The following is a 15,717-nucleotide window of genomic DNA, read 5'->3' on the forward strand; positions in this document are numbered from 1 at the left end:
GGTTACAGGTCAAGCACGAGCTTAGGCGAGCGCGATCCGGAACAACATACCATCATGGTCGTGTTGGCAGCTTTTTCGGCATCGGTCAGCACACTGTCGCGATGGTCGGGGATACCCGATAAGACCCCGCATTCACAAGCGCCGCAAATACCTTCAGCGCAACTATGCGGCACATTAATGCCGTGAGCCTTAAGGGCCTCAAGGATGGTCAGCCCCGAAAGCACTTCATAGCAGCCGCCGGTGCGGGCCAGTTCGACCTCGAAACCGCCTTCGGTCGCTGCCGCCTCAACGCCGGAGAACCGTTCATAGTGAACATGGTCTGCCCCGCGCGACGCCCCCGCGGCAATATAGGCATCCAGCATACCCGATGGCCCACAGGCATAGAAATGCGTGCCGTCAGGGGCTGCCTCGAAAATATCCGCCAGATTGAGCCGGGCCCCACCGTCTTCCTCAAAACGAGTTTCAAAGTGCACACCTGCCGCCCCTAGCGTTGTTTCAATTTCCGTTAGCAAAGCGGCCTGACTGCACGCGCGGGCACCATAATGAAACGCGAACGGCCGGCCCAATTCCAGCAGGCGCTGCGCCATCGACCACACCGGCGTCACCCCGATCCCACCGGCGATCAGCACCGTATAGGGGCTGTCTTCATTCAGATGGAAATGGCAGCGCGGCGCGCTGATGGTCAAAATATCGTCAGGCTCAACCCAGTCATGGAAATGCTTTGACCCGCCACGGCTTGAGGCATCCAGGGCAATGGCCACGACATAGCGATGACGCTCCGACGGCGCATTGAGCAGGGAATATTGCCGCACCAGCCCTTCGCGCGCCACGATATCGATGTGCGCACCCGCTTCAAATGCGGGCAAGTCCGAACCATCTTCGGCTCTCAGGTCAAGGATGCGCACACAACCGGCCTCGCCACTTTGGCCAACCTCAGTCAGATTATGGACGCGCACCCGAAGCTGGGTTTCCGACATACTCACTACCTCAAAGCAGAACTCGATGAGCCACCATAGCGAGACCCGCGGTGCATGACTTGTCGATAAAGGCACATAATCTTGAACAGGTATCCGCCCTCCGGCAGGTGACCAAGTTTCAGGACGCCTCTGATCAAGACCCAGACCTCCTGTGACTTTACGGCTTATATGCCCGCCTCCCCGTTGAACTTGGGCCGGTCACAATGGACCCGATGTAGTTTTCCCTCAGATGTTTTGCACCGGGCAGCGTTCCATTGTGACCGTTTTTTGCATTTGCGAGATTTTCCGGTTTCGTCCTGCACGATTTCTTGTCTGCACGCGCACAAGGCAGCACCTGTCGTTGACAGATTTTTGCTTTACCCTGTCAATAACCCCACAGGCGACAAGGTGACGCAACGGAGCTTTCCCGAACTCACCCCGTCATTGAAAATCACAAATTAACGTTAAAATACAATGCACAAGATAGAACAATCTTAGGCAACCCCTGCACCTGCGCGTTCACCTCAACCACCGGATTAACCGATGTTACGTTTTACGACCAATGCCTACCCTAAGGAGCAACGCTGGGATTCCTGGCGATTTGCATTGCAGCGTAAATCACTCAAGCTTGAGGCCCTGAGCGCAGACACCGCCTATGGCGAACTGTCCAGTTACCAGAGTGCGCAGGGGGTCGATTTCATCAGCGTGTCCTCCACCGCCCAGATCGTCAGGATCGACATGCAGGATCAGCCGGATCATATCTGGCTGCTGCAACTGCTGGAAGGCGACCTGCGGGCTAGTCACGGCGCAACCCTTCTGAGCGTACGTGAAGGCGATATCGTCTTTGGTGATGGAACCCTTCAGGCCAATCTCGATTTTCACCGTGACCACCGCTTTTTGCTGATCAAGGTGCCAAAACCCTATCTGTCCCTGCGCGTGCGAAATCCTCTGCCTGAAGGTATTAACCTGATCGCCAGCGACACCGGCGCGGGCCGGATATTGTCGGGCATGTTGCGTTCGGTCGCCGATACCATCAATGACCTGAATACCGATCGGGTGCGCCCGGTAGAACTCAGCCTGCCGGAATTTCTGCTGACCGCCCTGATGGAAGGCGCACCGTCCAAGTCGCTGGGTGGATCAGCGGGGGCGCGCGCCATGTTGCTGGAGCGGGTATTTCAGACCATTGAAATGCACCTGTCCGACCCAAACCTGAACCTGCAACAGGTGGCGTCCGAGCATGGCATATCCATGCGGTATTTGCAGAAACTGTTTGAAACGGTTGATGAAAGCTTTGGGCATTATGTCAAGCTGCGCCGGCTAGAGCGCTGCCGGATGGACCTGTTGAGCCCGCTCCATGCCCAGAAATCCATCTCCGATATTCTGTTCCAGTGGGGCTTCAACGACTCAGCGTCTTTCAGCCGGGCCTTTCGTGAACAATACGGCGTCTCCCCGCGCGAATACCGCAAATCGCCGCCGCTTGAGAACGAAGATAGTGAGGCTCCCCGTCGGGGCCGTCCGACCGCCCGTCAGGAAAAGCCGCCCGTTCCCGAAGACGAACCGCTGGACCTCGATGAGGCCGTGACGGCAGAGGCCGATGCCGAAGACGCCCCCCTGCCCGTGCAATCCGGCGTGCGCCACCACTATCTGCCCGCCTCACCGGAGACCGTGCACTGGGGTTATATCAGCCGTAACCTAAAGCCCACGCTCAGGGTACAATCCGGCGATTACGTGACCATTGAAACCCTGACCCACCATGCCGCCGACGATTATGAACGCATGATCGAAGGCGATCCAGGTGCCGAAAGCGTCTATGCCTGGACACCCGAAGGTAAGGCGATTGAACGGCGCGGGGCCGGGCCAATGGATGGGTCTGCGGTCGGGCGCGGCGCCGGCGAAGGCTTTGGCGTCCATATCTGCACCGGCCCGATCGGGGTCATGGGGGCCAAACCCGGCGATGTGGTTGAGGTGCGCTTTCTGGAGATCAAGACCCGCCCATCCGCCAATCCGAAATTTGCGGGCCGCAGCTTTGGCAGCAATGTCGCCGCCTATTGGGGGTTTCATTACCACGACCTGCTGACCGAGCCGAAACCGCGCGAAGTCGTCACCATCTATGAGGTCGAAACCGGCCATGAACGCTGCTGTGCCCATGCCGTCTATAATTTCCGATATACGCCGCAGATCGACCCTTACGGCACCAAACACGACCGCTACGACTATCCGGGGGTGCCGATTGATCATACGACGATCCAGAAAAACTATGATGTTCTGCGCAATGTCGAAATTCCGGTGCGGCCGCATTTCGGCTTTGTGGCCGTGGCGCCCGCTCAGGAGGGGCTGGTCGATTCCGTGCCCCCGGCCAATTTCGGCGGTAATATCGACAACTGGCGCTTAGGCCCCGGCGCATCGATTTTCCTGCCCGTCAATGTGGCCGAAGCCCTGCTGTCGCTGGGCGATCCCCATGCTTCACAGGGGGATTCAGAACTGTGCGGGACAGCGATTGAGTGTTCGATGACGGCCCTGATCCAGATTGTCCTGCACCCCAAATCGACCCAGCGTGATCCGCTGCGGGATCTGGATTACCCGCTGATCGAAACCAAGGACGAATGGGTGATCATGGGCTTTTCCCAGCCCAATTATTTACGCGAACTGGGCGATAAGGCCCAGAGCGAAATCTACAAAAAAGCCTCGATCGAAGGGGCCATGCGCGATGCGTTTCGCAAGGCGCGGCGTTTCCTGATGACCACTAAGGGTCTGAGCGAAGATGAGGCCATATCGCTATTGTCGGTCGGGGTCGATTTTGGCGTCACCCAAATGGTCAATGGCAACTGGGGCGCCCACGCCATTATCCGCAAAGGCATATTCACCGGATAGTTCGCGGTAATATGCCACATGGCGAACGCACGGCCTCATCCCGTAACAAGAGGTCATGCGCCCCAGGACAAGACCATCGTTTGTGGACTTGTCATATCATGAATCCCGCCTTCGGAGAGTGTCATGTCTACGCTTGATAAAATCATGCCTAAAATTGTTGTCGTTGGTTCGATCAATGCGGATTTCATCGTTGAGGTCAAAGCCTTGCCGCGTGCCAATGAAACCGTGATGGGTAAGCGCTTTACCACCGTCATCGGCGGTAAGGGCCTTAATCAAGCGGTAGCGATGGCCAGACTTGGCTGTGATATCCACATGGTTGGCGCGGTCGGTGACGATGCCTTTGGGTCGCAGGCCCGCGCCTATCTCAAGGCTAATGGGGTCAATGATCTGCATATCGAAACCGTGGCCGCAACACCTACAGGAACGGCCCATATCACCGTCGCCGCGGATGGTCAGAACACGATTGCCGTCGCCCCCGGTGCCAATGCCTGCGTCACGCCGGAGATGATTGAGGCCGCCGCTCACCTGATCGCCGTCGCCGATGTGGTGGTGGTGCAACTTGAAATTCCGCTTGAGGCCGTGCGCAAAGCCCTTGAGATCGCCCGCGCGCATGGGGTGAAGACTATACTTAACCCCGCCCCCGTTGATATGGCGGCGCTCGACCTTATGCCGCTGGCCGATGTGGTCACACCCAACGATACCGAACTGTCCAGCCTGACCGGCATAGAGGGATTGGGTGACGCTACACTGCATGCCGCCCTGCACGCCCTCAGCAAGGCCGGAGCCGGTCAGGTGGTTTCAACGCTGGGGTCAAACGGCTGTGCGGCTCTGATTGAGGGGACATTGATCCGCCTGCCGGCGTTTCGGGTTGACGCCGTGGATGCGACCGGGGCCGGTGATGTGTTTAATGGTGCGCTCGCCTGCGAACTGGCCGGGGGACGGTCATTGATTGACGCGCTTGAGTTTGCCTCAGCCGCCGCCGCTATTTCCGTGTCGCGCCCGTCGGCCAATTCCGCCCCGACCCGCGCTGAGGTCGAGGCGTTTTTGTCAGAGACGGTTTGAAAGCAAACCTCTCTGTATTACCCGACCAGTCAGTTTGGGTCTTTTAATTTGTTCTGAGTGTCAAGCCATGCACCAAAACTGGCTGATACCTTAGAGACTTCATCAAAATCATGATTGTAAAACCATACCCCTGACCGGCCATCTCGCCTAAAGCAGAAGAGATTACCCAAATCATCACTGGCAAAAGCAATTAAATCATTGGGCAAGCCGATAGATTGCCAATTTTTTGTGGTGCTTATGATATCTGCTGGCTTAAAAAAATCACTGACCACGGGAAAGTCCGTATCTTTTTGAAGCGCGGCTTCAAGAAGGTCTCCCGTAGCGCTCAGAAGCCCTACCTCAGTTACTACAGCTTCATATTCAGGCGGAAAATTAAACCTTAAATCAGAAGCGGCTTCAAGCAGCACCGCCTTATCAATTTTTTCAGGTGGGTAATCTTCGGTCATCCATAATCGAACAAACTGCGTTGCCGAGGATACGACGTGCCTTTGCTCACTGACCTCAGCCGCCTGAGATTGAACTGCAACCGTAACAAAAGCCACGGCGAGTATAACTCCACGCACCATAATTAAGATGTTCAAGCTGGTAACCCTCAGACATAGCTACATCATTCATACATGAAGCTTACATCTGAGCCAGCCTAAAACGCGGTTCAGTCCTTAACTTACTTCGCTGTCGCAGCCTCAAGCGCATCAAGGCGGGCTTTGGCGAAGTCTTTGACCGGTGCGATGCCGTCCTTGCCAAAGTGCATCAGGGTGCGCGATTTGACGGTATAGGCAGGCCACGCCGTCAACCCCTCGCCATTCGGATTACCGGTCTTAGCGAAATTGGCCCAGTAGCGATTCATGGATGACGCCATCTTAAGGTCCGCCGCCGTCCAGTCATGACGCGCGGTGCGGCTATCGCGGATGTCAAAGACCATCTCGATCTCGTTCTCATGCCCTGCCCCCGGCGTGGTCGCCCGCAGAGTTTCCGGCACATAGGAAAAGCGGTAGAGCCAGACTTTTCCACCCGATTTGGCTCTCTGATCGGCACGCCAGCGGGCGGGCAAGGTCATGGCATACTCGCCCCACACCCGCTTTTCGGCAACGTCGCGCGGCGTGCCGTCGGCCATGTAAAGCTTCACAACTGCCTCGCCCTTGGGGCCCAGACTTTCGATCAGTTTTTTCTCAGCCCCCGGCAGCCATTTGATCAGGCTTTCTTCATAGTCATTGGCCCCGACCAGATAGGGAATATCGGCGATTTCACCGGCCAGATAAGCGTCCGGTGTCGATTTCGACACGATCTGGCCATCGGCAATGACGCTTTCAGGGGCAATAACCGGCGCGCCCAGCACGGTGGCGGCGGGTAGTTTGCGCAAATCTTCGGCAGATTTCGCTCCGACGGTTTCACCCCACGCAACAGCATCGATATGGGCCTTAGTCAGCGGTTTGACATAGGCGTTGGTGCCGCCGGACTGAGCTATGGCTTTATGGAACAGGCCCCTGGCCGCCGGTGACGCCATCAGGAAGTTGACCGAAGAGGCCCCCGCCGACTCACCGAAAATGGTGACGTTATTGGCGTCGCCGCCAAAGGCCGCAATATTGGCCTGCACCCATTTCAGGGCGGCAATCTGGTCCATCAGGCCGAAATTGCCGGTGGCTTCGCCCGGCACAGTTAACTCAGGATGAGCAAAGAACCCTAACCGGCCAACGCGGTAGTTCATCGACACCACGATCACATCCTGTTTGGCAAAGGCTGTGCCGTCATAGCTGGGGTAGGACGACGCCCCCATGATAAACGCCCCGCCATAGATCCACACCATGACCGGCAGTTTCTTGCCCGCAGCTCCTTCGGGGGCCCAGACATTGAGATAAAGACAGTCTTCGGATTCCGGATTGACGAACCCCGGTCCCGGCGGGCTGTCCATATCCATCTGAACGCAGTCAGGGCCGTACTGTCTGGCCTCAAGCACAGATGACCACGGCACTACGGCTTGTGGTGCCCGCCAGCGTAATTCACCTACCGGCGGCGCGGCGTAAGGAATGCCCAGATAGCGGTCGATGCCTGCCGCACTCCCCCCCTCAATCGTCCCCGCGTCAACCTGAACCTTTGGCCCCGCCCAAACGGCAGGCGCCGCAATGGCCATCAGGGCCGCCGACATCAAAATCGCCTTACGCATCATCCGCTCCTTAAACACACAGGAACAGGTTCGGCACCGGAGTGGACCGAACCTGTTTTTTACGCAACACACCACTGGCTGTTCGGGGTGGAACAGTCCTCACCGTACCTTAAAAAGTCCGGCTGAGCTTTATACGCATTGTCCGGCCGATACCGGGCAGGACGTTGGCATTGGCATCGGTATCGCTGTTGGCCAGGAAATATTCCTCATCGAACAGGTTATCGACATTGAAATCAAACCGGTACGGGCCGTGGATGTAATAGGCCCCAGCACGGGCGACGACATATTCCGGCAGAACGATCGAACCCGGCAGAAAGCCACCCGTTTCCGACGCATAGGTCACGCCGCCAGTGAAACCCCATTTGCCGCGCTTATCGTAGGTCGCAAACAAAGACCCGCTCGTTTCTGGCGTAGCGTGCAGGTAATAACCGTCTTCCATGCCGGGGAAGTAGTTGGCATTGGAGAAGGCATAGCCGCCGTACCCTTCGGTACATTGGATACCCGCCAGACAGGACGGCACGGTGATGAAGAAACCGGCACCGGCAGTCGGCTGCATCTTGGTCTTTTGCTTGGTCAGCGTCGCCGTCATGCCAAAGCTTTCGGTGACGAGGTAGCGCAGTTCCGCCTCAATCCCTTGCGTGCGCAGGGCGCTGACGGTCTGCACGCCCGACGGTGGCTGGCTGAGGTAGGAGCGATCCTGATCATAGACGGCCAGAGCGGCAAACAAACGGCCACCGAATTGCGAGGTCTTAACCCCGGCTTCACGCAGGCGCGAATTGCCGAGATAGGCCCCACTATTAATCAGGCTGGTGGCCAGACCACCTCCCTGATCGAGCTGAAGCGACTTGGCGCGGGCATAGGTGGTGTAGAAGGTCGCCCAGTCAAACTTATAGGCCAGAGAGGCGTTATAGCTGTAGGCCGTATCATCGTCAGCCGCGACAACATTCACGGGGCCTGTTTCGGTACCGATGTTTTTGGCTTCGACCTCATACTTGTCCGAACGGCCACCAATGGTCAGGCTGACCGGCCCCCAGGTCGCATCCGCCAGCAGGAACGCCCCATAGTTATGGATCTTAGAGGTCACATCCGTGGCCCAGTTATATCCCGCCGCAAACGGATTATTGAAGCGGTCGTCGGGGGTGGCCCCGACGCTCAGGTCACGGCGATCCTCAGAGAGGACAAAGTCATTCAGGCTGCCCTGAACATGGGCATGGGTGAAACGGTGGCTGACACCGGATACCGTCTTCCACTCGACCGGGCCGGTCGTGAAGTCCTGCGTATAGGTGATGCGCTGCTCGCTCAGGGTCGACATATATTTGCTGCCGAAGCCGTAGCTCTGGTAGTTCTCGGAGTCGAGCGTGTTGAGGAAGCCCTCGAATTTCAGCTTGCCACCGCTTTCGAATACACGTGACACACCGGCATACAGGGTGTGGGTCATGGCCTCATTGAGGTCGACGCCTTCGTCAATGAAGGTGGTGCGCGGCGACAGCTTGACCAGCTTAACGGTTGCCGGATCAAGAGTGGTGAAATCGTTCGGTGTCGGGGTCACGCCGATAGACGGCGCGGTAAACAACAGGGTCGAGCCAAAGGCCGTGCCAAAAAACTGACCGGCGGTGATGAACGGCGTCGAGCCATCATTGATCTTGGCGATGGGTGAGCCTGAGATATAATTGCCGTTGTCAATCAGGTCCTGCGTGACGCGGTTCCAGCCGATGTTCTTCAGATAGCCATCGGAATGAATGAACTGATAGCTGGTTTCCAGCGACCATTTTGAGCCCAGGTCACTGGCAAAGGCAATCTGCGCCACTTCGGACGATGGGTGCATACCCTTGTAAAAGCTGTCGGAATCTTCGACCTTGGCGAAGACGTGAAGGCCCGCACTGTTGCCTTTCCAGTCGACCGGCACCGACAGGTTACCAGTAGCCACCTTCTCGCCGTAAGAGCCGATGGTGATCGACGCATCGCCGCCCAGTTCGTTGACGTATTTGGTGTTTTCACCATAGCCGGTCTTCGGAATAAAGTTCATGAAGCCGCCAACCTGACCGGCACCGTAAACCGGAGAGGTCGGACCGCGTACGATTTCGATCGATGAAGTCGCATCAACCGGCGTCGGGTAGTTGGCAAAGTTCGACAGACCCTGAAAGCCATTATAATAGTTGTCAGCCATCGTGCCCCGAATGTTCAGGCTGCCCGGAACGCCGAAGTAGGAACCGGTATAGGTGCCGGCGGCCACCGCCGTAAAGTCATAGACACTCTTGATCGAATAGCGCGACAGCAGCTTATCCGAAATTTCGGTCACGGCGCGTGGGGTATCGACCAGCGGCTTATCGATGCCGAAGACGCTGCTGGTTGAGCGCTTTTGCTTGACGCCAGCCAGATCGCGGGCACCGGTGACGACCACTTCGGTCACCGCATCGTCCTCAGCCACCACTTGCGCAAATGCCGGAGCCGACATGATCCCGCTCAGGGCCGTCAGCCCCAGCAGATAGAATTTTAATTGTGTACGCTTGCCGTTCATCTTGCCATATCCCCTTGGTCAAAATTGAGCTTCTATTACCATGCTGCATTCGCCGGGAGGTGCGAAGACCGCGTTCAGGTTTGGTGTCCGATCCAGCCGATCGTTGCTAAAAATCTGTCACAATAGTCATGCCACCGTCTTGAGCGCCTGCGCCCTGTAACTTGCGCCGCGGCCCTGCCTGCGCGTCAAACGATGTATTTTTCCCACATGGCCAATGGCTCACCGGCCCCCTTGCGTGCGCGTGCGGACAAGATTTGACGGAGATGACATGGCCTTATGGCCCTCTGACACAAGCCAATAGCGCCGCCGAACAACAATTCAGACGCAAATTATCAAGACCGGAGCCCGTGGCATACTGATGATCGCGCCCGAATTCACAGGCGCAATACGCGTTCTCAAACTCCCATGAGGCACACTATGAAATGGTTTATCACCGGCGTCAGCAAAGGCTTTGGACTGGCGATTGCACAGGCGGCCCTTGCGCGCGGCGATTTCGTGGCGGGTACGGTACGCAGTGAGGCCGACCGTATGGCGTTTGAGGCCTTGGCCGGTGACACATTGGGCCTGATCGCTGATGTGACCGACCGCGCCAGCATAGACGCGGCTATGGCCGCGGCTGAAAAAGCCTGCGGCGGCATTGAGGTTCTGGTCAACAATGCTGGTTTCGGCCTGATCGGGGCGGTCGAAGAAGCCAGTCTTGAGGAAATCCGCAAATGCTTTGATGTCAATGTGTTTGGCGCGATCAGTGTGCTGCAAGCGGTACTGCCCTATATGCGCGCCCGTCGCTCAGGCCACATCATCAATGTCACCTCGGTCAGCGGCTATGCGCCGTGGGCCGGGTCGGGCATTTACGGGGCGACAAAATTTGCCATGGAAGGCCTTGGCCGGACACTGGCCGAAGAGGTTGAAGAACTGGGCATCGGTGTCACCAACCTGGCGCCCGGCGGGTTCCGTACCCATTTTGCCGGCAGCTCGCTCAATATCGTCACATCCAAAATCGGCGATTATGACGACAAGGCCCGCGAAGCTGAGCGCACACTGGCCGCTCACGGCGGCCATGAGCCGGGCGATCCGGCCAAGCTGGCTGCTGCCGTTCTCAAAATCGCCGGTATGAAAGCCCCGCCCCTGCATCTGCTGCTGGGGGCTGATGCCGTCGGTTACGCCGAAGAAGAAATGGCCGAGATTAAAAAAGATATCGATCAATGGCGCGACCTGTCCCTATCGACCGCCTTCGATTAGAGCACTTCATCTGATGGGAAAGCGCTCTAACAAGTTGTTGTGCGCCTAAACACAAGACCGGATGCGTCTGCGGGATTTAGGTTTACCCTCACGATGGCATCCGCCTGAGCCGAGGACTCTCAGGGGCGCTGCCACGAAACGACTGAACACGGGGTGTTCATTATGGCTTTGAAACTTCCTTCCCGCGACCTTATCGCCTCATTTGACTCGTCCGACATTGATCTGGCGGATGCGCAGACCCTGCCGCCCGAATGTTACACGGATGCGGATTTCTATGAGTTTGAAAAAGAGGCGCTCTATTATCACGAATGGCTGTGCGTTGGCCGCGAAAGCTGGGTGAAAAACCCCGGCGACTATTTCACCACCAAGATCGTCGATGAACCTATCGTTGTCGCCCGCGGCCGTGATGGCAAGGTCAATGCCATGTCGTCAGTCTGTGCACACCGCGCCATGCTGGTGGCCGAAGGCTCCGGCAATACGCGTATGTTCCTGTGTCCGTACCACCACTGGGCTTACGGCCTCGATGGCAAGCTGACCGGCGCACCGGCGATGGAAAAAACCTGTAACTTCAACAAAGAAGACCACGGCCTGACCCGGTTCGCGGTTGAAATCTGGCATGGCTTTATCTTCGTCAATTTTGACTTGGACGCCGCCCCGCTGGCCCCGCGCCTGACGGATGTGTCGGATGCCATTGCAGGCTATGATCTAGCCAATGCTGACGGCGACAAACCCGAAAAGCCCGGCGTCTTCCCGTGGAACTGGAAGGTCATGTTTGAAAATAACAATGACGGTTACCACGCCTCAAAACTGCATCAGGGGCCGCTGCATGATTTCGTCCCGTCCGATCTGGCTGAGTTTCCGGAGGCTGATCCGGCCGATGCCGGGTTCTTGCGCTACAACGGCACGCTTCACGCCGACGCCAGCTTTAACGCCACCCAAAAGGCGCTGCTGCCGGTGTTCCCGAATCTGACGGAGGCCGACCGCAACCGCATGACCTTTGCCAACATCCCGCCCACCTTATCTCTGGTGATGATGAGCGACATGGTTATCTATCTGATCCTACGCCCGACCGGTGCGGAAACAATGGAGCAGGACACGGGTGTGCTGGTCGCCCCCGGCGCCTCAAAGCATCCGTCCTTCGGGCATAAGATGGAAATGAACATGGTCGCGGCCATGCATATTATCGATCAGGACATGCACGTCGATGAGCTGGTGCAGGTGGGCTTACGCTCCAAATTCGCGCCGCGTGGCCGCTATTCGTGGCAGGAAGGGGCGCAGATCCAGTTTAACCGCTGGCTGATCAAGCGCTACCGCGACGCCTATGATCGTTTGACCGGCCCTAAACTGACGGCGGTCAAGGGCGCAGCCTGAACCACCTGAAACCTTATCGTTTTCGACTCCGTTCGGCCCGCCCGAACGGAGATAGCCCTCCCCTGTTTTTTTGCATAACCTCATAAGAGATCGCTTCATGGCCTTTATCTGCACGCCCGGTGAGACCCGTCAGGACACCGAACCGAAAAACCTGCACATCCTGCGCGCCACGCCTGAGACCGTGCACTGGGGCTATTTCCACCCGGAAGTGAAGCCATCCCTGACCGTCAAATCCGGCGACATGATCATGGCCGAAGCGGTCACTCACCATGCTGGCGATGCGCCGGAACTGATGTTTGATGAAAACATCAAACGCATCTTCACCGAAATCCCCGAAGCCGACCGTAATCCGGGCGTGCACATCATGACCGGCCCGATCTATGTCGAAGGTGCCGAGCCCGGCGACATGCTGGAAGTGCGCTACCTCCAGATGACGCCGCGATTTAACTACGGCTCGAATCTGGCCGCCAACTGGGGCCATCTGTATGAAGAGTTTGACAAGAAAGAACGCGTCACCATCTATGAGCTGAATCCCAATTCCAATACGGCGTCAGCCCTGTATGCCTATGACTTTCCGGGCGTTTATATGACGCCAGGGACCATCACGCACTGCGCCGAATGTGACCGTGTACCGGCCCTCAAAGGCATTTCCATTCCGGCCCGTCCGCATCTGGGCACCGCCGGGGTCGCACCTGCCGTTGATCAGCGCGTCTCGACCATCCCGCCCGGCCTGCACGGTGGCAATATCGACAACTGGCGCATTGGCGCAGGGGCTACCATGTACTATCCGGTGCAGGTCAAGGGCGGCTTATTCTCGATAGGCGATCCGCATGTCTCCCAGGGCGACGGCGAAATCTCCGGCACCGCCATCGAGGCCTCGCTCAACTGCCTGTTCCAGATCATATTGCGTAAAGATTTCAAGTTCCCGTCGCCGCTGCTGGAGACCCCAAACAACTGGATCGTCCACGGCTTTGACGAAGACCTGAACAAGGCCATGAAGAACGCGTCGCTCGATATGCTGGAACTGTTGACCGAGCATCAGGGCCTGTCGCGCAATGACGCCTATTCGCTGATGTCGGTTGCGGCTGACTTTGGCGTGACGCAGGTGGTTGACGGCACCAAGGGCATTCACGTACGCATTGATCGTAATATCTTCCCCGATAAGGGCGTGGTCAAAGATCCGGATTAAGATGCCGCTTTGGAAGTTCTCGGTTGATCCGCTCCCCGAAACGGAGCGTCAGGCGGCGTGGGTTGATGTCCTGCGCCGCCTGAAGCTGCCTGTGGCTGATATCGGGTCACTGGCGCGGGTGCGCGGGTCGGTCATGATCACCACCACGCCGCTGGGCTGTGAGTTTGCCGTGCTGGACTCAACGCCGCAGACCTATTCCGGGCGCAACCCAGATCACAATTCCGCCGTCTGGCTGGCCGTGCTGGCGCGCGGCGAAGGCGTGCTGGATGTCGGTGGGGTGGCCACCAAACTCAGCGCCCGCTCGATCATTTTCGGCGCATCAGGCGTGGAGACGACGCTGACACTTACCACCGAATTTCGGATGCTGTTTATCAAGATCCCGCAACTGGCGGTCAGCCCGCGTCTGGTGACACCTATGGGGCAACGTGTCGGGATCCTGACCGGCGGGACGGGGCTGGAGCGGATATTCCACGGCATGCTGATCACCCTGGCCGATACGCTGGAGACCCTGACCGACGATCAGTTCCCACCAGTCGAACAATCAATGATCGAGTTTCTGGCCGCGTCTCTGGCCAATGATGGGCGGGCGGAATCGCGCGGAGGTGCCGCCGGTGCCCGCGCTTTTCACCTGCGCCGGATCTGTCAAAAGATCGAGACCCTGCTTCATGATCCCGACCTGTCGCTAATCAAGGTCGCCAACGAAAACGGCGTATCGCCGCGCTATGTGCAAAAGCTGTTTACGGCGTCGAAGATGACGTTTTCGAACTACCTTAAGACCCGCCGGCTGGAGCGGTGTTATGCCGACCTGATCAGCCCGGTCCATTCACAGCTATCGGTATCGGAAATCTGCTTTCGCTGGGGGTTTAATGATGCGGCCCACTTCAGCCGCACCTTCCGCGAACGCTTTGGCATCTCCCCGTCCAAACACAGACAGGCCGCACAAACCAAATAAATCCCCTCGCCGCGTCAGATTAGACTGAGTGTAACGAGGGGCTTTGGTGAGATAAATTACAGCCCGCCATGATTAACACTGGCCACTTCGGCGGCACTAACCTTGATGCGGTACGATGGAAACAGCATGATCAGCCCGGCCACGATCAGCAGGCAGATACCGATGATCACGATCGACCCGAAATAGGCCTTATGGGCATCAAACCAGATATCCATCAGATACGGTGTCACCCCCTGGGCCAGCATCACCACTGAATAGATTACGCCGGTTATGACGCCGTACGCTTTAAGGCCAAAATAGCGGGAGATGAAATAGGGTAAGGCGCCGAACGCGGTCCCCAGCCCTACGCCCAGCAAGGCACCGGCCAGAATCAGCAGCGGTGTCGATGAACCGGTTTCCAGCAGCCACAGGCCAATGGTCGCCACCACAAACGACGGCGCAGCTACCCGCGGGGATTTGATGTGGTCAAGCAGAGACCCCACCGCCACCTGCCAGCCGGAGGTGACCAGCGCCAGCACCACCATGACCGTGGTCGCAATGGTCAGGCTCTGGCCACGGTCGGTCAGCACCGGAATGACGTGCGAAAATATCGCGGTCAGACACCCCGCCCCCAGACCCAGAGACGCAATAATCAGCCAGAACGGTACGGATTTCAGCGCCTCAGTGAGCGTCAGACCTTCCAGCGCCTCAGACGGCGCATTAGGATGGTATTTCGGATTAGTCGCCTCAGTCACCACCGGGCGCGGTGCATCCTTAAGCAAAAAATACGTCGCCGGAAAACCAAGCGCGAAAATCAAGAAGCCTATAACCGCATAGCTCATCTGCCAGCCCATGTAGCCCAGCAATATGGCCGCAATAATCGGCATCAGGGTCGCGCCCACGCCGTTACCCACACCGGCGGAAATCCCCAGCATCAGGCCGCGGCGCTTATCGAACCACTCCGACACGACTTTTGAGAACATGGCCGTACAGGGGATAGCCCCCGCAATCCCGATCAGGGCGAACAGCAGATAAAAATTCATCAGGTTGTTATTGACCTGACTGACGGCGGCCACGCTTAAGGCAAAAAACAGATTGCCAACCAGCAGAACCTTACGGCCACCGTAAATATCCATCAGCCGCCCGACAATCGGAAAGGCGATGATACTGACCAGAGAGATGATCCCCAGCACTGCCGTCACCTGCGACCTTTGCCAGCCGAAATCCTCAGAAATCGGCACCAGAAATACGCCGAATACCGCACTTACCGTCGCGGTCAGGCACACCACATTGCCGATGGTACAGGCAATCACAACACCCAACGCGGTCTTGGCGTTGGCTTTGGTCTCAATCGTCATTCAGGTCACTCCGACACGTAACCGCCCCAATCACAGGCGGCCTAATCCCCGCCTTCAGAGA

The 15,717-nt window shown here is 57.6% G+C and carries 11 protein-coding genes; 6 read left to right on the top strand and 5 right to left on the bottom strand.

What is annotated here, in order from left to right; all coding sequences use genetic code 11:
• Positions 1–2 precede the first annotated feature (2 nt).
• The gene (locus PQU98_RS02860) at positions 3–977 is read right to left on the bottom strand and encodes a PDR/VanB family oxidoreductase (protein ID WP_272743366.1); all 975 of its coding nucleotides are present in this window, start codon (positions 975–977) and stop codon (positions 3–5) included.
• A gap of 522 nt (positions 978–1,499) precedes the next feature.
• On the opposite strand from PQU98_RS02860, the gene PQU98_RS02865 reads away from it, so the two are divergent.
• Together PQU98_RS02865 and rbsK are read left to right on the top strand one after the other, a co-directional pair.
• Positions 1,500–3,827: an acetamidase/formamidase family protein gene (locus PQU98_RS02865; protein WP_272743367.1), complete on the top strand. Its 2,328-nt coding sequence runs from the start codon at positions 1,500–1,502 to the stop codon at positions 3,825–3,827.
• Between the two features lie 123 nt (positions 3,828–3,950).
• Complete coding sequence (gene rbsK, locus PQU98_RS02870) at positions 3,951–4,889, top strand: ribokinase (RefSeq protein WP_272743368.1); 939 nt, start codon at positions 3,951–3,953, stop codon at positions 4,887–4,889.
• A 29-nt stretch (positions 4,890–4,918) separates the two neighbouring features.
• On the opposite strand, the gene PQU98_RS02875 is transcribed toward rbsK, so the two are convergent.
• From PQU98_RS02875 to PQU98_RS02885, 3 genes are all read right to left on the bottom strand, one after another.
• Positions 4,919–5,470, bottom strand: a complete 552-nt coding sequence (locus PQU98_RS02875) for an SMI1/KNR4 family protein (protein ID WP_272743369.1) — start codon at positions 5,468–5,470, stop codon at positions 4,919–4,921.
• 83 nt (positions 5,471–5,553) lie between these two features.
• Entirely contained in the window at positions 5,554–7,050 is a 1,497-nt protein-coding gene (locus PQU98_RS02880; RefSeq protein ID WP_272743370.1) for a carboxylesterase/lipase family protein, read from the bottom strand.
• A 109-nt stretch (positions 7,051–7,159) separates the two neighbouring features.
• On the bottom strand, positions 7,160–9,568 hold the full coding sequence (locus tag PQU98_RS02885; protein ID WP_272743371.1) for a TonB-dependent siderophore receptor: 2,409 nt from the start codon (positions 9,566–9,568) through the stop codon (positions 7,160–7,162).
• A gap of 417 nt (positions 9,569–9,985) precedes the next feature.
• Between PQU98_RS02885 and PQU98_RS02890 the strand changes: the two genes are divergently transcribed.
• From PQU98_RS02890 to PQU98_RS02905, 4 genes are all read left to right on the top strand, one after another.
• Positions 9,986–10,807: an oxidoreductase gene (locus tag PQU98_RS02890; RefSeq protein WP_272743372.1), complete on the top strand. Its 822-nt coding sequence runs from the start codon at positions 9,986–9,988 to the stop codon at positions 10,805–10,807.
• A 162-nt stretch (positions 10,808–10,969) separates the two neighbouring features.
• The gene (locus PQU98_RS02895; RefSeq protein WP_272743373.1) at positions 10,970–12,178 is read left to right on the top strand and encodes an aromatic ring-hydroxylating oxygenase subunit alpha; all 1,209 of its coding nucleotides are present in this window, start codon (positions 10,970–10,972) and stop codon (positions 12,176–12,178) included.
• A 97-nt stretch (positions 12,179–12,275) separates the two neighbouring features.
• Positions 12,276–13,367, top strand: coding sequence for an acetamidase/formamidase family protein (locus PQU98_RS02900; RefSeq protein ID WP_272743374.1), 1,092 nt, complete (start codon positions 12,276–12,278; stop codon positions 13,365–13,367).
• Position 13,368: 1 nt separating this feature from the next.
• Complete coding sequence (locus tag PQU98_RS02905; protein ID WP_272743375.1) at positions 13,369–14,319, top strand: helix-turn-helix domain-containing protein; 951 nt, start codon at positions 13,369–13,371, stop codon at positions 14,317–14,319.
• Between the two features lie 56 nt (positions 14,320–14,375).
• Here the strand turns inward: PQU98_RS02905 and PQU98_RS02910 are convergent, their stop codons facing one another.
• On the bottom strand, positions 14,376–15,656 hold the full coding sequence (locus tag PQU98_RS02910) for an MFS transporter (protein WP_272743376.1): 1,281 nt from the start codon (positions 15,654–15,656) through the stop codon (positions 14,376–14,378).
• Positions 15,657–15,717 lie beyond the last annotated feature (61 nt).

Origin of the sequence: Asticcacaulis machinosus (genome assembly GCF_028550435.1) — a bacterium.
GTDB lineage: Bacteria > Pseudomonadota > Alphaproteobacteria > Caulobacterales > Caulobacteraceae > Asticcacaulis > Asticcacaulis machinosus.